We start from the raw sequence: 19,240 nt of genomic DNA, 5'->3' as shown, positions 1-19,240 counted from the left end.
GATATCCTCACTTTTAATAAAATAATTATTCAACGGTTACACTTTTTGCAAGGTTTCGTGGTTTATCAATGGAACAATCTTTTGCCAGTGCAGTATAATATGAAAGTAACTGCAATACCACAGACGAAAGAACTGGTGCAAGCAGTTCATGTGAAGAAGGCACCCGAAGCACAACATCTACATACTTGTCTATTTCAGTGTCATCGTCATCAGCTACCGCAATAACAGTGGCATTTCGTGCCTTGACTTCTTTGATGTTGCTCAATATTTTCTCATAAGTATGTCCTCTGGTTGCTATTGCAACTACGGGTGTTTCATCTGTGATAAGTGCCAAAGGACCATGTTTGAGTTCGCCTGCTGCATAGCCTTCAGCATGTATGTATGAGATTTCCTTTAGTTTCAATGCTCCTTCAAGAGCAACCGGGTAGTTGAGATAGCGCCCGATGAAGAAGTAGTCCCTTTTGTCTGCAAACTGCACAGCACACTCATTTATTGCATCTTTCCTGTTGAGCACTTTTTGTATCTGTCCGGGAAGACGCTTTATTCCAACAATAAGGTCCTTTGCCTCATTTGCGCTGACAACTCCTCGTATCCTTCCAAGATAGATGGCAAGCATGTAGAGTGCTACTAGCTGGGCTGTGAATGTCTTGGTTGCCGCAACTCCTATTTCAGGTCCTGCCCTGGTATAAAGTACACTATCAGCTTCCCTGGTGATGGTACTTCCCACAACATTTGTGATTGCAATACTGCGGCATCCGTAGGAGCTTGAACTCCTGACTGCAGCTAGGGTATCAGCGGTCTCACCTGATTGTGTGATAGCAATTGTCAATTCCTCTCCACACAGGACAGGGTTACTGTACCTGAATTCTGATGCAGTTTCCACGTCAGTGTGGAGTCCTGCGAGTTTTTCAAAAATGTATTTGCCAAGTATGCCTGCATTCCATGAAGTTCCACAGGCTATAATAGTTGCTCTTTTCAGTCTTTTGATCTCGTCCGGTTTAAGATATAGTTCTTCCAGTGTAACAGTTCCCTCAAGTTCGGATAGTTTGCCTGCAAACGTATTTTGGATCGATGTGGGTTGTTCATGTATCTCCTTTAGCATGAAATGTTCATAACCTGCCTTTTCAGCAGCTTCTAAATCCCATTCAATGATTTCCGCGTTTCTGGATACTTGTTTTCCCTCAAGGTCAAATATCTCTATGGAATCGGGTTTTAAAAGCCCGATCTCATTGTCATTGATATAGATTACTTCCTTTGTGTGCTTTAAAAAAGCAGTAACATCAGATGCAGCATAATTGCTGCCTTTCCCAACTCCTATTACAAGGGGACTATCCTTTCTGGCAAAAGCCAGCAGGCCGGGTTCTTCAGCACAAAGAGCTGCAATTGCGTACGAACCTTTGAGTTCTTTTACGGTTTCTGCCAGGCCGTCAAGCAGGCACTTCTGACCTCTGCATTTCATATTGAAATGTAAAAGATGTGCAATAACTTCTGTATCTGTATCGGACTTGAACTCGTAATCAAGCCCTATCAGCCTTTCCTTCAGTTCCATATAGTTTTCGATAATCCCGTTGTGAACTACCGACACATCAGATGATAGATGTGGATGAGCGTTTCTTGTTTCCGGTTTTCCGTGTGTTGCCCATCTTGTATGCCCAATACCAGTGCTTCCCTGCATATTCCATGGAATCACGGCTTCAAGGTCTTTTATTCTTCCTGCTATCTTATATGTTTCAAGCTTTCCGTTAAAAACCGTAACACCTGCAGAGTCATATCCTCTGTATTCCAGCATTTTGAGTGATTCAAGTAAAATAGGTACTGCCTGAGCATCACCAATATATCCAACAATTCCACACATTTTAATCACCCTAAATTACAATTGAATCCGTAGGTATATCTTCAGATATTGTTTTACCGGAACTGATGCGGCAGTTTGTGGAGATCATATTTCCTTCACGGACAAGGACGTTGCCTCCGATCTCAGTATCATCGCCTACGATGGTTCCGAGTTTTTCAGCACTTCGAAGTTCACCTTCTATCTGAATAAGCACATTGTTGCCTTCATCAGTAATGAAGTTGGGACCAGTTGAAACGTTACTTCCGATGACTGAACTTGACACATTACTGTGGGTACTGATACGTACGTCGTTCATGAGGATACTGTTCTTGATATGTGAGAATGAGGCTATTGAAACGTTATTACCAATGCTTGTGGACGGCAGTATAACTACATTTGGCCCTAGATCACAATTATCACCAATGATGACAGGTCCCACAATGTATGATCCAGCCCTGATGGTCGTGTTCTTTCCGATGGATACGTTTCCTTTTATGTGTACTCCTTCTTCAACCTTTCCTTTTGTGAGATCGGTTTCTACATCACCAAGAACAATTGTGTTTGCTTCCAGAAGGTCCCAGGAATATGCTGCATCAAGCCACTCTGCATTAGTTGCTGCCATTGTTACATTCATCCCATTATCGATCATTGCCTGAAGGGTGTCTGTAATAGCATACTCGCCGATCGTCGATATAGGTGTCTTTGCTATCATGTCGAATATTTCCAGTTTGAAAAGATAGATCCCTGTGTTGATCAGGTGACTTACGAGTGTTTTAGGTTTTTCAATAATTTCCCTGACGCTCTTTCCTCTGGCAACTATTACTCCATATCCGCTGACATTGTCCTTTTTACAGGCAAGGAGTGTTGCATCTCCCTCTGCTCCACTTATGAGGTCATGTATTGCATCAGGTCCGATTATATTGTCACCGTTCACAACGACAAATTTCTCTTCAGCGTGATCAATCATCTCACGTGCCTGGAGAATAGCATGTGCAGTTCCTATCTGTGCTTTTTGTTCAACGTATTCTATTTTGACACCAAAGTTTATCCCGTCTTCAAAGTAGTCCATTATACGTTCTTTTTTATATCCAACGACCAGTATTATTTCCCGGATGTCGTTTTTTACAAGGGCATTGATAACATGCTCAAGGATTGGCTTGTTTGCCACCGGAAGCATAACCTTAGATCTAGTATGTGTAAGAGGCCGGCATCTTTTACCTTCACCGGCTGCAAGAATAACTGCTTTCATGGCATATAATGCTCTTTAAAACAATTTATAAGTTACCTTCTAGGTATTTTGAAGTAACTGAAGTTCTATAGTCTAAACGAAGGGAAATAATACTAAAAAAAGAGATGGGTTTGACCTTACGGTCAAACATTTGCAAATCGTGTTTATCTTGTGATCAACATTTCAGCTGTCTCTGGCTTGTATTTCCAGTCAGCTGGCAGAATCTTTGTAGACTGATAATATTTGACCAATCTCCTGATCTTGGACTCAATATTCTGAAGGGAACGTTTGTTGTGAACATCTTTGTGATTGTTGTTCATGTGTTTCCTTAGTCCGATTGCCTTTACGATAAGGTTGTACAGATCCTCAGGCACAGCGAATTTCTCACCATTCTCTCTAAGTATCTGCGTGATCTTTTTACCTGTAGCGATCTTGACATCAGGTACGCCGTATTTGTCCCTGAGTGTCATACCGATCTCACTTGTACTGACACCCTGTCTCCACATGTCAGTCACTACTTTTGTCACTTCTTCATTGGTCACTGTGGACCATGCCGGTGCTTCGGTACGAAGTGGCTTTGTTGGTCCGGAGTTCCCTTTTCTCCGGGTGTGCATTTTTGCCATTGAATTCCTCCTGATAATTGTAAATCGAATCTGTTATAGGTTTAAGATATAGATCCTTATCAGATTGTTGAACTTGGGAGTCAATCTGATAAAATGTTAATATGATTGGCGAAGTGGTTCTTATGAATATCATCATATAATATATATGTTGTGATTGTTGGAATTGTTTTTGTGAAAGGTCCCCGATACTTACCAGAGCAGAAGTACAATATCCGCACCTGCCGGATTTGCTGTCCTGTATATTGCTCCAAGCTGTTCATCGGCAAGCTCATATCTGGTACTGTTATCTGTGGCATTGCGCATAAGTGCAACTGTCTGGTTGACATCATCATTCAAATTGTCTTTTATGTGATTTGAAATAACTTCTATATTCCTGTTCATAATACTAATTTTAACAGTATCTACAATATCAAGGCTGATGCTTTGTTCTTCTTGAGTAAGTTTTATGTCCAGTCCATAAAGTCCGTTTACAGTGTAGTTCATGCATCCAAGAGCACTTTGTATCACAGGACTGCTGTAGTTCATATCGGCAGGTCCTCTAATACATGCAAGTTGCTCGCTGTTTACACTTATCTCCGTGCTGTTAAGTGATTCCAGGTATTCATAGGGAAAGACAATCTCTGTGACCATCTCCGCAGATCCTCCGGATGCAATGTCAATACTGTTGTTGAACATTTCATGCAGTTCTTTATCAGGATCGAGGGAATTTACAGCATTGTAAATACTACTTTCGTTGAATGGTAGGTATACATCTTCCATTGTTACCGGATATATCATTGGCATTGATATCCTCGCCTTTTGACGAATGGCATTTACCGGTGCATTCTCTCCTATTATTATTTCACTTTGTATGTCGTATCCAACAACAGGCTCCCAGTGGGCTTCGAATCTGTAATTGTATCTGTTCCCTATAGTCTTTTCAAGATGAGCTTCAATAACTTTTTCTGTTTCTATCCTTTGCATTCCTGTCATGGGATTGAGGACTTTTATAGTATTGTTTTCCTCCAAGAACAGGTTCATTACAAGACTCTCAGCCACCAGGTCTGAAAAGGTACGATGATGTTGTTCCTTTGTAAACATGGTCTTCTCAGCATTCTCCAGAATCGAATGTTCCGAGAGGTTTACATCAATGTCTGCTAATTCAGTAGGTTTTAATGTGTACTCGTATTCATCCACCGTGCTGCACATAATGGTGTTCATGAGGCGTGCATCCATGTCCTGTGCTGATATGTAGCTTGCAGAACGATATTGTTCATCGGCAGCAATGGAAGGCATAAGAATGATCGCCGAAATGGAAACCAATATCAGAAATAGGATGGCATCGATGCTCGATGAGAATGCATTCTCATCTCTTAATATACTATATACAATGTTCCGGTTGTCATTCTTACCCTGTTTTCTATTTAATGTCATTTAAATCTCTTCTCTTCCATCTTCAGTCTAGTTCACTTCCACTTGTTCTGCATGATCTTCACAGTAATCGTTCCGGGAACACAACGTGCATTGCTTCCAAGTTCTATTACAACAGGTAATGATGCTGCAATGACATCCCTTCCTTGCTGGGAAACGGTTCCTTGTTCAATGATCCATTTATAGTTTCCATCATCAGTCCCTGCTTCAACATAAAAATCCATGTTTGCAGAAAAATGATGGAATAATAAGTAGCGTTCCTCATCTGCAACAGGACTTGCTATCCTGTCAAGTGCTTCCGCAGAAATTAATTCAGGCCTGCTTCCCTGGAGCGACGGATAAGATGCAATGTCTTTTGCTATCATGGCAGCATGCTCATAGTTTTCAAGTGCCTGTGAGTTATCATTGAATGCAATGAAAGTCTTTGAGAGGATCATTGCAAATACTACAAATCCGATTACTACCAGAGCGGTGACTATTATATCATTGTTAGGTTCAAGGAAAGCTTTTTCGTCACTGGTAAACGAGGATATATTCAAGTTCATTCACCTCGTTTCCGTCTGTTACGAACACTGATGTCTTTTCAATGCGTACCCCTTTACTTGTGTTCAAACTAAGGTCATCTGCTGCTGCAATAGCCAAAAAGTCAGTTACATCCGTGTATGGGAATAACGAATGAACTGGATGGTTGATGTTTCCATCGGCAGCAAATTTTCCGTTGAGCATGTTTCTGAATTCATCAGGACTAAATGGGAGTGTCCTGTAGCTAAGCGTTCTGACTGCGGACATATTTCGTCCGTTGTCTGCAAAAGTGCTACTTACATATTCTCCTGAAACTGAAATCTTCAATTTGCTATTGTCAATCAATTGTCGTGAAGATGTATCAAAAAAATATATTGTCGCTGGCTTATCTGTATTTGAATGAATGCTCCCAATTGAATCAATGTTTGATGTCAGGTCAAGTGTTATTACTTCCAGCTCATTCTTTTTGACGATGTCAGAGGAACTGGCAGCTAGACTGTATACTGCTGCAAGGACAACCACAGTTGCAAAAACAAGTGCTGTTTTTGAAAGTATAAGATCTGTCCATGCACTATTGTCGCCAGTCAGTTCTTTAGTATTGACTGAAAAAGCAGATATTGTTGTTTTAACTTCAGTTCGTTTTTTCATTACAATTGCGACTTATCATCAAGTGTAATAAAAATTTTTCCATTTTTATCGCGAACACTTTTCAGAATTATTATGTGAGGTCCGGGACTCAGAACAACACATCCGTCAAGTGTATCATTAGAATAATATGCAACAGATTCTTCTGTTATCTGCTTGCCATTGATCTCTAAGTAGTAGTTATGGGCATCGGAGGGCCATTCATTCTCTTTCCCGGGTATGGCTCCCATTACAAGGTTTGTATTTGATGGAATGTCTATGTCAAGCGTTACATTGCTGCCTGCCCCCATGGAGGCCATCTGGTCAGCATGGGACTCTATCTTTGAAATAACAGCTTGAGCAGCATATATCTCCTCTTTTTCCATAAGTGAATAAATTCCGGTTGACAGCAGAAGCAGTAATGTTCCTATAGATATGGCTGCAACTACCATTCTCATGGGAAGGGCATCTGCTGCCCTTTCATCTTTTTTTATTCTTCTCAGGGATGGTATCATTATTTTTTCCAAGTTTCAGGATGACCTCTTCGATGGTCAGAAGTTCCTGCTCACCGCTATTCATATTTTTCAGGGTGACTTTTCCAGCCTCAACTTCCTGTTCACCTATTATTATTACGTGGTTGGCACCGATGTTGTTAGCGTAGGTCAGCTGTGCCTTGAAGTTTCTTTTCATCAGGTCATTGTAGACTGGCATGTGTGGCCTGAGTTTTATGGAAGTTTTCACGGCCTCAAGACGAGTGCTGTCCTTTGCGATAATGACAATCGGCTTGTCATCAGGTGCTTCTATCTCACAGACTTCCATTATTCTGTCAAATCCAAGGCCAAATCCTGTTGATGGTACATCCCCGCCGCCAAAAAGCTTAATAAGCTGGTATGAACCTCCTCCGCAAACCTGGTTCTGGGCACCGAGTCCTTCTGCATATATTTCAAAAACCGTGCCTGTGTAGTAGTCAAGTCCTCTGGCGATGCCAAAATCAATAGTATATTCAACTCCATAGGTATCCAGAAGTGTCAATAGTTCCTGGAATCTTTGAATTTCAGGGATTTCACCCACAAGTTCCTTTGCATTTGAAATCGCTTCATCTCCGGTAAGGCATATCAGTTCAAGAAGTTTCATACGCAAATCAGCAGGTGCATCAATTTCCTCGAGGAAGTCATTGAGTCCAATGTCATCTTTTTTGTCAACAAGCCTCATTATTTTGCTCTGGTGTTCGGTTTCCAGGATGTTAAGGAGATGTCTTATCACTCCCAGGTTATTGACGTGAAGGTCACCTTTAATGCCCACAGCTTTCAGCATATATGTCGCCAGTGCGATAACTTCGGCATCAGCATCTGCTTTGTTGCTGCCAATGAGTTCCACGCCAAACTGCCAGAATTCCCTGAAACGTCCTTTCTGTGGCCTCTCATACCTGAAGCAGTTCTCAAAATAGAATAACTTCAATGGTTGCTGGTATGCCTGCATTTCATTGACATACATTCTCATGACCGGAGCTGTCAGTTCCGGACGTAGGGTCATTTCCCTGTCTCCTTTGTCAGTGAAGTTGTAGAGTTCTCCTATTATCCCCTCACCGGATTTGAGTGTGAAAAGTTCTAGGCTCTCGAATGTGGGAGTAATTATCTCGTTGAATCCCCAGTTCCTGACAATCTGGCGTAATATGTTCTCTACATGCCTTCTTTGCTTTGTATCCTCTGGGAGGAAATCACGTGTTCCTCGTGGTTTGCTTATTTTCATTTTTGGTCAACCTAATAATATGAATTATGTGCTGAAAGATAATTGTTTGAATAGCTGTTCATGTATTTTTAATCAAGTATGTCTGGTAGTATAAATGGAGTATATTTTACAGTTTCGATTAGTTTTCACTTCTATCTGGTGATTTGAACATTTTGGACATTTGGGTCCTGTCTGTTACTATCCTACAATATATTCTGCAGAAATAGAGCGTACTTAACTGAAATGCTCGATTATTTTTGTTTATATTTAAGATGAACGAATATTGTAATTGGATTATAAATTTTTGATTAAAAAAGAACAAAATAACAAAGTTTATATATTCTTCTGTCCAGTCCTGCTTCGTTTATATTAACGCCAAAAGGTCAGTTTATGAAATCAGATCCCGCGAACAAAAAATGTTGCTTCAGCCAGGATACCCGGGCTTATATTCCTTTTGCGGTCATTGGTATGCTCATGCTTCTTTTTGCCGTAATGGCATCGGTATACATTGCAAAGACTGATTATGAATTGGCTGAGATCATCTATACCACCGATACTAATGATATAGAAAAAACAGCTGTTGAGCTTGCATCTGCTGATCTTGCACGCTGTTTAAACTATGCAGGAATGGAGGCTCTAGTATGGCATGGTGAACATCCGGTCATAAAGCCTGAAAACCTGGCATATGAATCTATGGAATCGGATGGTTTTACCGTAGCTCCTGATTGTCGGAATGCTGAACCTGGTGATACTCTCTGGGTATCTGTGAACCTCCCTTCTAACGCCCTTAACAAAATTGCCTATTCCATAATCGGCAAACAAAGGACCCTTATTGTAAAAAGTAACTCTGGTACAGTTTATCAGACTATAGACTATACTTTTGCCAGTTCATTCTGGACCAGTTCCAGCTTTGAGGAACAAATCGTTATTCCTGCAAATGCGGAATATGGATATACCTATCTAATAATGGAATGTGATAATGAAACTAAAGCAGTAAACTGGTTTCATGTAGGCAGTAGTCCCCTGAAGGATATAACTGCAGAGTACTTCAATGAGTACCTGAGGACAAATTATCAGGCAAACCAGCATACTTTCAACAACTATGCAATCAATGTGGAGCCGGATGTCGCCCCTTCCCAGATAAGGATAGATAAGATAAACGGAACTTTGAATAGGGAGATTTCAAGGTCCACATCTGATGACCCCGGTTATCCTATATATTATACTATGACCGTTGAGGATTTGAATTGCACCCTTGTGGACCTTACCAAAAACACTTCCATAAACTATTCCATGGATGTGACGGCTCTTATCACTTCCAGAGAGCCTTTGCTCGAAGAGCTGGTGAATGAATATGAAAGGGAACTTAATGGCGGTGTGACATCGGACATTGTGCTTGGCACCACCAATATCAGGACTTTTACATATGGTCCATGGCAGCATTACCTGAATGGTCCGCTGAACATCGTGACAGGTCCATCGTTGTCTGCTTCAGTGAATGCCGGGGCTCTTTATGCCCAGAAACGTGTCTTTGATTCTGTGGACCCATGGGCCCTCACTTATACAACTTACTACAATGGGAAAGTTCTGTACAGTGATGTCAAAAGTGATACGAGTAACTATGAGGGTTACAAAGAAAACAATCTGAGTGCCACATATGATCAACTCTCAGAGGCTGGTTCATTTAACATCAGCGTATCCAGCGGAATTAACGAATCCATGAAGGATGCAAATACTACTATAGAAGAAGTGGCAAATACTTCCAAGATCGTGGTTTCGGTTTCCAATTTTACAAATGAAGTGTATAGCAACTGGGTCTACAACGACGAAAAATGGGATGAATATCAGCCGGATCTTATACATAAGGTGAGCCACGAGGTCTACAGTGCTAACATACAGGGGCAGGTTTTCAGGGATGGATTCAATGTTGCAACTCCTTATGATCTAAAGGTAGGTCCGACCAGTTATGGATCCGCTACATATCAGGGGGGAACATCAAAAACAGGTAAAGATGTCAAATGGACAGCACACTATCCTGTCACTATTTCACATACCTGTGCCCTGACACCAGATTACAATTTCAGTGGCATGCTGGATGTGGCTCACAAGGTCAATATCGATGCATCATCTCACAAATGGTACTACAAATCTGTGAGGGTGGATCATGTATCTACGGATATAGTCTGTGAGGGAGTGGATACTACTTATGAATACCTTGGAAATGATACTGTACATAATATTGAACGTACAGACGGATATCTATTAAATGAAGACCATAGTTTCAACTGGAAAGTAACATACAACATTAAATTCAGGATAAAAACACGATGGGATATCTATTACACCTATCACTGGTCATACAAGACTTTCAGTCCCACTGGGTGGAATCATTATAGTGGTGACTCTTCCGGCTCACGGACCAATTATCCCCTTACAGATTATGAAAAGGTATCTCATGCCCGGACCGAGACAGAGAACTTAAGTATTGTCTATCATCAGTTTCTCCCTTCAGGAGGCTACACAGGCATTAGTTCCTATGATGCCGGAAGTAGCAACGATTACAAAACTACCACTGTCACTGTCAATGGCATTGCGGAAAATGATAATGACTGCAGTGATGCAGCAGATAAGTACCGTGAACAGGAATTCTTACCTAAACTACGCATTATCCAGGGTAACTACCTTGTCTACACGAACGGGACGCTTCTCCCCGTGGAAAAGGTATATTGTGATGTCCCGGAATGGCTTCATTCTGAAATGACCAGAGAAATGGGGGATATGTTCGACGCCATTAACACCAATAACCCGGCCAGGGAGGTATCTCTGCTAGGAGAGAACCTTGGTAAGAACCCTACCACGCTGATACAGGAAGCATCTCTTGACCTTGCCGCAGAGATGGCAGAAACAACAAAGCGTGAATCCTTCATCGGACAGACCCAGTACATGAATGGGGATCAGTTCAATACAAGTAGTGATGCCAGTCGTGCTATCGCAAAGAATGAAGCCTACAACTACTTGCTCAAGGAGCTCAGGGAGAGAAATAAAAATGTAGAAGGCTCATTTGAGGATTACATAGACGATTCATTTACCAGGGAGCAGGGCCACTCCATTCTGGATCTTGTTAAGAACAAGATTTCCACCGACGTACTCTTCAACAACCCTGCCATGGATAAAGCATCCACAGCCCTTGCCGCTGAAATGGGCATCATCGAAACAATGAAGGTTGAAGGTCTCCCTGGCAGCAAATACAACTGGACCGAAAACATCACTCTTGTAGTTGACCAGTACCCTGATTACCTCTACCATGATCCCGAGTTTGACCTGCAAAGCCAGTATAAATGGGTCGATGAAGCCAATGGTAAGGAAGTGTATCCTCTGGCTGTGCGCAATGTCTGTGTATTCTCCACGGGGATAGGTGATGATATTGCAAGAATGCTTGCTGCTGCTTCTGAACCCCTGAAAGATGTAATATCCCAATCCATGAGCCAGAGTATTTCGGACATGAATGCTGAAGTGGATTCTCTTATGGCAGATATCCAGATACAGAGTACTGAACTTGCCATGGGTGGTATGTCGGCAGATACTACACTCATTGAACAGAACCGCACAAGGCTGATGAGTGAATATGGCTCAAGTATAAGGCAACAGGTCCCGGATATGGTAGCTGATGAAGTTGCAAAGGACCCGGTTCTGGGTATCTGGATAAGCAGTTCAGAAGTCATTCTGATAACTGAGACTTACCTTTACACTCTTTCTGATGAAGAACTCGTAAATATGGTAGCAGATAACACTCTTCAGGAAGAGATACTTGTCCTGATAAGTGATAAGATCAGAAACGATAATCCCAGTGTAGCTTCTAATGAGATGGATGCAGTGTTGTATCGTCTGGAAGCAGACCTGCGGATAGCTGTGGTAGATGGAGTGTGCGAGGCTGTAAAGATGTGTCAGGAAAGCATTGATGAGTGCTTTGTAAATATAAATACAGAATTACAGAAAAAGCTTGACGAATCAAGTGAGAAGCTGACAGGGCAACTTGCTGAGAAGATGGAAAAGAGGTTACAGAAGTCTATGAAGCTTGTTCCATGTGGGTTGCCGGTGATTCCGCCGCACTGGGTGTGTACTGTGAATGTGTGGGAGTATGATGTGAAGGGCGAATACAAATCTTTTGAAATTATTGATAACGATAACGAATGTATGTTCAATCCGTATTTTGGCCATGATGCACAAACATATATTCGTACAGATGACAGGATTGTTCATCCTACTGAAAAAGACCAAGAGGGCGGCTATATTTATATCGGGGATAACCAGCCAATTGAGTTTAGATTTTCAGGATATGCAGCAACAATAGTAGGGCCTGGGCCAAAGGGAGTTGGTGATAAGATTGGGGAAAGGGATGAAAAATCAGTTGCTTATGATAATTTTGAATCACAATATTGAGGAACAAATATGAATTACAAAATGTTTGCTATAAGTCTTATCTGTTTGTTTGTTTTGTTTTCAATACCTGCATCTTCAGAAAGTTCAAACCTTAAAATAGATGTCTATTATAATGATCAATTGTATCCTGGTGCTTCAACGCCGAAACCACTCTTAAAAATCGGTGAGCCATTCCAGTTAAGATTTGAAGTAACCTGTTACAAAAAGAATGAATTATCAGCAAAATTAACTTCTATTGGAGATAATGATTTTGATATAATTGAAGGACCTACTTCCAAACTAGGGGCTTATACAGACAAAATTATGGAAGCTAATGAAACTTGGATTATTGAATGGACTGTTGCTCCTAACGAAGAATGGGCAGGAGGTAGTGCACCTATAAATTTCTATTATCAAATGATGGATTTAGAAAGACCAAAGACAATTGCTAATGGGAAATTCACCGCCGCCTACGTCACAATTTCCAACGAATACTACGATGGTCCGGCAATTCCATCAGAGTCCACAAATGACCCCACCAGCGAGAGCAGTTCACCAACAACTCCTGCATTTACGGCTTTGTTTGCTGTGTTTGCTTTGATTGCGGCGGTAGTTTACAGGAAAGAGTAGATTCCGTCCTGGAATCTCTTTATCTAATTTCTTTGCTTACTCATCACAAATCAAAACCATTAAATACCACTCTAATGTACTCAGTTATACATCATTGATTCCCTTTCTACAGAGGTATAACTATGGAGCATACAAAGATTTTACTTGATGAGAACGAAATGCCAAAGCAGTGGTATAACATCCTTGCGGACCTGCAGGTTGAGCCGCCATTGAATCCGGCAACCAATGAGCCCATGAACCCGAAGGACCTTGAACCTATATTTGCTAAGGAGTTAATAAAACAGGAGATAAGCTCTGAGAGGTATATCGATATTCCTGAAGAGATCATGGAGATATACACTCTCTGGAGGCCATCTCCTCTGTACAGGGCACACAGGCTTGAGAAGGCACTGGGGACACCGGCAAAGATCTACTATAAGAACGAAAGTGTCAGTCCTGCAGGAAGCCACAAGCCAAACACTGCCGTTGCACAGGCATATTACAACATGAAGGAAGGCACTGAACGGATAACGACTGAAACAGGTGCAGGCCAGTGGGGCAGTGCATTATCACTCTGCTGTAATTATTTTGACATTGAATGTAAGGTCTACATGGTAAGTTCAAGCTACTACCAGAAGCCTTACCGCAAGTCCCTTATCAATCTCTGGGGGGCAACCGTGGTTCCATCTCCAAGCACTGAGACGCAGTTTGGAAGAAAGATCCGTGAAATGTACCCTGACACAACAGGCAGTCTGGGTATCGCCATCAGTGAAGCAATTGAGGATGCAGCGCTCAACGACAATACCAAATATGCATTAGGCAGTGTTCTTAACCACACCTGTCTGCACCAGACAGTGGTAGGTCTTGAAACCCAGGCACAATTCAATAAGACTGAAGACTATCCTGACATCGTTATCGGATGCTGTGGTGGTGGAAGCAACCTTGCCGGTGTGAGCTTGCCTTACATCAGGGACAACATCGCTGGCAAGACCAACACAAGGATCATTGCAGTAGAACCATCCGCATGTCCGACCCTTACTTGTGGAGAGTTCAAGTATGACTTTGGTGACATGGCACAGATGACGCCATTGCTTAAGATGTACACACTTGGCTCAGAGTTCATACCACCTGCTATCCATGCAGGCGGTCTCAGGTACCACGGTGCATCACCAATCGTCAGTAAGCTTGTTGCAGATGGTCTTATGGAAGCAACCTCCTATCATCAGATAGAGATATTTGAAGCAGCAGTTACATTCGCACGCAGTGAAGGAATAGCTCCTGCTCCTGAATCGGCTCATGCTATCAAATGCACCATCGATGAAGCACTTAAATGTAAGCAAACAGGCGAAGAGAAGACGATCATGTTCAATCTTAGTGGTCATGGTCACTTTGACATGGCTTCTTATGACAAGTACTTCACTGGTGATCTGACCAACGATTGATCTTAATGTTTAAATGAGTTAAGTGGCATGATGTACATGCCACTTCTTTTTGTATAGTTTATTTTACTTACTTAACATTCATCTGCATATTTTATTTACCAGCAACAGTGAATATTTTCCAAGTTATATGATTTTTGAAATGTTTATTTTATGTCTCCCACAAATGCTGAGTGGGGTGAACAAACTTTTCGAGTCGGAAGTATGTGTGCATAATAGCAAGAAAGCTTTAGCTATAGTTGGTCATGCATCCTGTTTTTTTGCGATTCATATTTAAAGTATTTTGTTCTATCTCTGCCAGACATGCTTGTACACTTTCAAGTAATTAAGAGGTTAAGGTGAACGAAAGATATGATAAAATGGCACTTCAAATTTGTCAGGTCTGTTAATCGGTCTTGTAGTTGCAGCAGATATTATCCCGGATTTTGCTGATAGGGCAATTTTAATTAGATATAACTCTCTCTTAAATCTCAGTTATCATGAAAATTGAATCTCTGGACCTGCCGGATGAAGTTATCCGTTTTTACCTTTGTTCCGGCATAAAAGAACTTTATCCGCCCCAGGCGCAGACCATTGAAAAAGGACTGCTGGATGGCAACAATATACTTGCTGCAATTCCAACGGCTTCCGGAAAGACACTGCTTGCCGAGCTTGCCATGCTAAAAGCAATTGCAAATGGTGGCAAAGCACTTTATATAGTCCCTCTGCGTGCCCTTGCGACTGAAAAGTTTGAAAGGTTCAGGTCCTTCTCTTCGATAGCAGTAAAAAAAGGAGGCCTGAAAGTTGGTATATCTACTGGTGATTTTGAATCCAGGGATGAGTGGCTTGGTTCCAATGATATAATTGTTGCCACATCTGAAAAGACAGATTCCCTATTGCGTAATGAGACTTCATGGATGCAGGAGATAACCACCATCGTTGTTGACGAAGTCCATCTACTTGATTCGGCTAACAGGGGTCCGACACTTGAAGTTACTCTTACTAAACTCATGAAACTTAATCCTGGATGCCAGATAATCGCTCTTTCGGCAACCGTGGGAAATGCCTATGAGGTTGCAGATTGGCTAAAGGCAAAGCTTGTGCTCAGTGAATGGCGTCCCACCGATCTGCATGAAGGTGTTTATTACGGTGGTAACATTAATTACAGGAGTTCTCAGAAACGCATTGATACTCTAACCCCGGATGATGCCATCAATCTCCTGCTGGACACACTTCATGATGGAGGTCAGTGCCTTGTTTTTGAAAGCAGTCGCAAGAACTGTGTTGCCTTTGCGAAAAGGGCAGGCACTAAGGTTTCAGAACTGCTTGATAAACCCACTCGTAACTCACTTGATGAAATAGTTGAGCAGATAATAGAAAATGGTGAGACCGAAGCATCTAATATCCTGGCACAATGTGTAAGGAATGGCACTGCATTTCATCATGCTGGTCTTAACTCTGCACATCGCAAACTGGTGGAAGACGGCTTCCGGGATAACAAGATAAGGGTGATATGCAGCACGCCAACTCTTGCAGCAGGTCTGAACCTGCCGGCAAGAAGGGTCATTATCAGAAGTTACAGACGCTATGACTCTAACTATGGCATGCAGCCAATACCTGTACTGGACTACAAGCAGATGGCAGGCAGGGCAGGCAGACCACACCTTGATCCTTACGGTGAATCTGTTCTTATAGCACGTTCATACGATGAAATGGAAGGACTTTTTAACAATTATGTTGATGCAGATGCTGAGGATATCTGGTCCAAGCTAGGAACAGAGAATGCCCTGAGGACGCATATCCTCTCAACGATAGTGAATGGTTTTGCAACTACAAGGGATGGCCTGATGGAGTTCATTGAAGCTACCTTCTTTGCTCACCAGAACGACACATGGAGCATTGTGGAAGTGGTGGATGAGTGTCTTACTTTCCTTAGGGGCAATAAGATGCTTGAAGGTGAAGAAACTCTATTACCCACATCCCTTGGAAGACTGATATCCACTCTTTATATAGATCCTCTTTCAGGTGCTTACATAATTGATGGATTGAAGAAAGCAGAGCATATCACAGACCTCACTCTCATGCATCTTATTTGTAAGACACCGGATATGAAGCAGCTCTACATGAGGTCGTGCGATTATGAGATTATCAATGATTTTGTCCTCTCTCACAGTGAGGAATTTGCAGAGATTCCTCCCCGTTCTAGTGAACTTGATTATGAGTGGTTCCTGGGTGAGGTGAAAACCGCTCTTCTTATACTTGACTGGATAAATGAGAAGTCTCTTGATTCCATCACTCGAAAATTCAATGTCGGTGACGGTGATGTGCATGCATTTGCTGATATTGCGGAGTGGTTGATGCATTCCACTTCAAGGCTTGCAGGTCTTTTATCTCTGGAAATGAACAGTGATGCTGGCATGATGGCACAGATACTGGAAAAGAGGATACATTACGGTGCTTCTCCTGAACTTATTGAACTTGTCAGCATAAGGGGGATCGGTCGTGTGCGTGCCCGCAAGCTCTATGACAATGGCCTTAAGACTGTGGATGACATACGAAAATCCGATATCGGCACTGTTTCATCTCTAATTGGTCAAAAAACAGCAGCAAAGCTTTTTGGGGAAATTGGTATCCATTTGAAGGTAGTATCTGATGAATCTGGAAAAATAATCCAAAAGACCATGGATTCGTTGATGGAAAATGAGCAGAGGACTTTCAGCGATTTTGATAAATACATTTAAAATTTATTTGGAAGATTATGCTTTAAGCATTATTTAAGCATTATATATGATGAACAGATATAACATCAGGAAATAGTCATAACGATTTACGAATATCACTGATCATTAGCAATTTACATTATATTCAGGGGAAATATCATGCTTTACAAGAAATTATCTGAACTTACCGATGCAGAAAGGAATAAATTAGTTGGTCGTGGTGGAGAGCTTGCAGACGTTGGGGATACGGTTGCATCTATCCTTAAAGATGTAAAGCAGAATGGTGATGCAGCACTACGGGAATACACCAGGACATTCGATGGTGCTGACATTGAAGTGATTGAAGTTTCAAAGAAGGAGATCGATGCTGCTGCAAGAAGTGTGGATCCGGCTCTTCTGGCTCACCTTGAATTTGCTGCTCACAATATAAGGAAGTTCCATGAGGCACAGATGCCACAGAAGATGTGGTTCATTGAACTTTCACCGGGGATTGAGCTGGGGCAGAAGGTTACTCCTCTTGAAAGTGTAGGTGCCTATGTTCCGGGTGGAAGAGCATCGTATCCTTCCACTGCACTAATGACAATAGTCCCTGCAAAGGTTGCGGGTGTCAGGAATGTTGTTATGTGTACTCCTCCGGGAAAGGATGGGAAGGTTAACTCTCTTACACTTGCGGCAGCAAAGGTAGCCGGTGCAGACCATGTTTATAGATTGGGGGGTGTGCAGGCGGTTGCAGCAATGGCCTATGGTACAGAAAGCGTCATGAAGGTCGACAAGATCGTAGGTCCTGGAAATGTCTTTGTGACTGCGGCAAAAATGCAGGTAAGGGATATGGCAGAAATTGATTTTCCGGCAGGTCCAAGTGAAGTGCTTATCATAGCTGATGATTCCTGTAATGCAAGAATGGCTGCATCAGATATGATAGCTCAGGCGGAACATGATCCAAACGCGGTCTCTGTAATTGTGACAACGTCTGAAAATCTTGCAGTTGCTGTCATGGATGAGATTATTAAGCAGGCAAAGGTAACTCTCAGGAAAGAGATTGTGAATACTTCTCTTGAAAATGCTGCGGTGCTAGTGGCTGATTCTATGGAGGAGTGTATAGCTTTCTCAAATGAGTTTGCTCCTGAGCACCTTGAGATAATGGTTGAAGATTCCGATACCGTCCTTGAAAAAATAGAGCATGCAGGTTCTATATTTGTAGGCAATTATGCCCCCGTCCCTGTAGGCGACTATGCCTCCGGGACCAATCACGTCCTACCTACGGCAGGTTATGCGAGGATATACTCCGGCCTGAACATTGCGCATTTCCTTAAGTCCTCCAGCATACAGAAAATAAGTAAAAAGGGACTTGAAACATTAAAAGATTCTGTTATTTCCATAGCTGAAAAAGAAGGCCTGAAGGCGCACGCAGATTCTGTGCGGGCAAGATTCGAATAAATGACCCCTACATTTTTTTCGTTGTTAAATCGATAATTATTTAATAGGTGAGTACATACATTATTTTAATAAGTTCTCTACGAACTGGAGGTGAGGGAGACTCATGAAAATAAGAGTTGTAAGTTCGCGAGAAGAAATACCGCATCTAAATCCGAATGAAAAGGTAATTCATCTTGCTTTCAGGCCATCGAACAAGGATATTTTTTCACTGGTCCAGACATGCCCCAAAGTGGAAGTTATCCAGATTCCGAGTTCTTACAGACGCACTGTCTCAAAGTCCATTGAAATGTTCATGGCAATGCAGGACATCAAGCTCGTTGAGGGTGATGTATGGGGTCACAGGAAAGATATTAACGAATACTATAGTATCGCTCCGGCATTACTTGATAAGATCAAAGAGCTTAAGTCAGAAGGCATGTCTGATGAAAATATAGTGAACAAACTGGAACGGGAAGGGAAGCTGAACAGGGAAATGCTGTTCTACATATTGAGCAAAAAATAAAATTTCAACGGGTTGGAAAAGGTGCAGTATCTAGCGATACAGCACTTCATTTTATTTATCACATAATAATTTTTAGTTGCAAGATTGTTTTTATTGCATGTTTTGTTTTTAATTATTTTATTTTCACTAGTGTACTCCTTTTTATGTACCTATTATAAAGTTACCT

General features: G+C 41.8%; 14 protein-coding genes. 6 read left to right on the top strand and 8 right to left on the bottom strand.

The window, feature by feature from the left end; translation table 11 throughout:
* Positions 1–25: 25 nt before the first annotated feature.
* From glmS to hisS, 8 genes are all read right to left on the bottom strand, one after another.
* Positions 26–1,855: a glutamine--fructose-6-phosphate transaminase (isomerizing) gene (gene glmS, locus BB781_RS08175; RefSeq protein WP_094228006.1), complete on the bottom strand. Its 1,830-nt coding sequence runs from the start codon at positions 1,853–1,855 to the stop codon at positions 26–28.
* A gap of 10 nt (positions 1,856–1,865) precedes the next feature.
* Positions 1,866–3,083, bottom strand: coding sequence for a bifunctional sugar-1-phosphate nucleotidylyltransferase/acetyltransferase (gene glmU, locus BB781_RS08170; protein ID WP_094228005.1), 1,218 nt, complete (start codon positions 3,081–3,083; stop codon positions 1,866–1,868).
* A 143-nt stretch (positions 3,084–3,226) separates the two neighbouring features.
* The gene (locus BB781_RS08165) at positions 3,227–3,685 is read right to left on the bottom strand and encodes a 30S ribosomal protein S15 (protein WP_094228004.1); all 459 of its coding nucleotides are present in this window, start codon (positions 3,683–3,685) and stop codon (positions 3,227–3,229) included.
* A gap of 189 nt (positions 3,686–3,874) precedes the next feature.
* Positions 3,875–5,098 carry a DUF7284 family protein gene (locus tag BB781_RS08160; RefSeq protein ID WP_094228003.1) on the bottom strand — a complete coding sequence of 408 codons (1,224 nt, stop codon included), beginning with the start codon at positions 5,096–5,098 and terminating at the stop codon, positions 3,875–3,877.
* A 32-nt stretch (positions 5,099–5,130) separates the two neighbouring features.
* Positions 5,131–5,634, bottom strand: a complete 504-nt coding sequence (locus BB781_RS08155) for a hypothetical protein (RefSeq protein WP_094228002.1) — start codon at positions 5,632–5,634, stop codon at positions 5,131–5,133.
* Complete coding sequence (locus BB781_RS08150; protein ID WP_094228001.1) at positions 5,609–6,265, bottom strand: hypothetical protein; 657 nt, start codon at positions 6,263–6,265, stop codon at positions 5,609–5,611. The genes BB781_RS08155 and BB781_RS08150 overlap by 26 nt, the downstream gene beginning before the upstream one ends.
* Positions 6,265–6,756 carry a hypothetical protein gene (locus BB781_RS08145; RefSeq protein ID WP_094228000.1) on the bottom strand — a complete coding sequence of 164 codons (492 nt, stop codon included), beginning with the start codon at positions 6,754–6,756 and terminating at the stop codon, positions 6,265–6,267. The genes BB781_RS08150 and BB781_RS08145 overlap by 1 nt, the downstream gene beginning before the upstream one ends.
* On the bottom strand, positions 6,722–7,990 hold the full coding sequence (hisS, locus tag BB781_RS08140; RefSeq protein ID WP_094227999.1) for a histidine--tRNA ligase: 1,269 nt from the start codon (positions 7,988–7,990) through the stop codon (positions 6,722–6,724). Before hisS ends, BB781_RS08145 begins: the two co-directional genes overlap by 35 nt.
* 369 nt (positions 7,991–8,359) lie before the next feature.
* Here hisS and BB781_RS08135 point away from each other — a divergent pair, with 369 nt between their 5' ends.
* The 6 genes from BB781_RS08135 (at position 8,360) to BB781_RS08110 (ending at position 19,074) form a co-directional block, all read left to right on the top strand.
* Positions 8,360–12,409, top strand: coding sequence for a DUF7286 family protein (locus BB781_RS08135; protein ID WP_094227998.1), 4,050 nt, complete (start codon positions 8,360–8,362; stop codon positions 12,407–12,409).
* Positions 12,410–12,418: 9 nt separating this feature from the next.
* A complete protein-coding gene (locus BB781_RS08130; protein WP_094227997.1) occupies positions 12,419–13,018 on the top strand; it encodes a sarcinarray family MAST domain-containing protein in 600 nt (199 codons plus the stop codon).
* A 122-nt stretch (positions 13,019–13,140) separates the two neighbouring features.
* Positions 13,141–14,439 (top strand): TrpB-like pyridoxal phosphate-dependent enzyme, encoded by a 1,299-nt coding sequence (locus BB781_RS08125; RefSeq protein WP_094227996.1) that lies wholly within the window; start codon positions 13,141–13,143, stop codon positions 14,437–14,439.
* A gap of 476 nt (positions 14,440–14,915) precedes the next feature.
* Positions 14,916–17,156 (top strand): ATP-dependent DNA helicase, encoded by a 2,241-nt coding sequence (locus BB781_RS08120; protein WP_094227995.1) that lies wholly within the window; start codon positions 14,916–14,918, stop codon positions 17,154–17,156.
* Positions 17,157–17,294: 138 nt separating this feature from the next.
* A complete protein-coding gene (gene hisD, locus BB781_RS08115; protein ID WP_094227994.1) occupies positions 17,295–18,572 on the top strand; it encodes a histidinol dehydrogenase in 1,278 nt (425 codons plus the stop codon).
* Between the two features lie 103 nt (positions 18,573–18,675).
* The gene (locus BB781_RS08110) at positions 18,676–19,074 is read left to right on the top strand and encodes a DUF1699 family protein (RefSeq protein WP_094227993.1); all 399 of its coding nucleotides are present in this window, start codon (positions 18,676–18,678) and stop codon (positions 19,072–19,074) included.
* Positions 19,075–19,240: the final 166 nt, after the last annotated feature.

This window comes from Methanolobus psychrotolerans (assembly GCF_002243045.1).
Lineage (GTDB): Archaea > Halobacteriota > Methanosarcinia > Methanosarcinales > Methanosarcinaceae > Methanolobus > Methanolobus psychrotolerans.
This window is presented reverse-complemented; position numbering and strand designations above follow the sequence as displayed.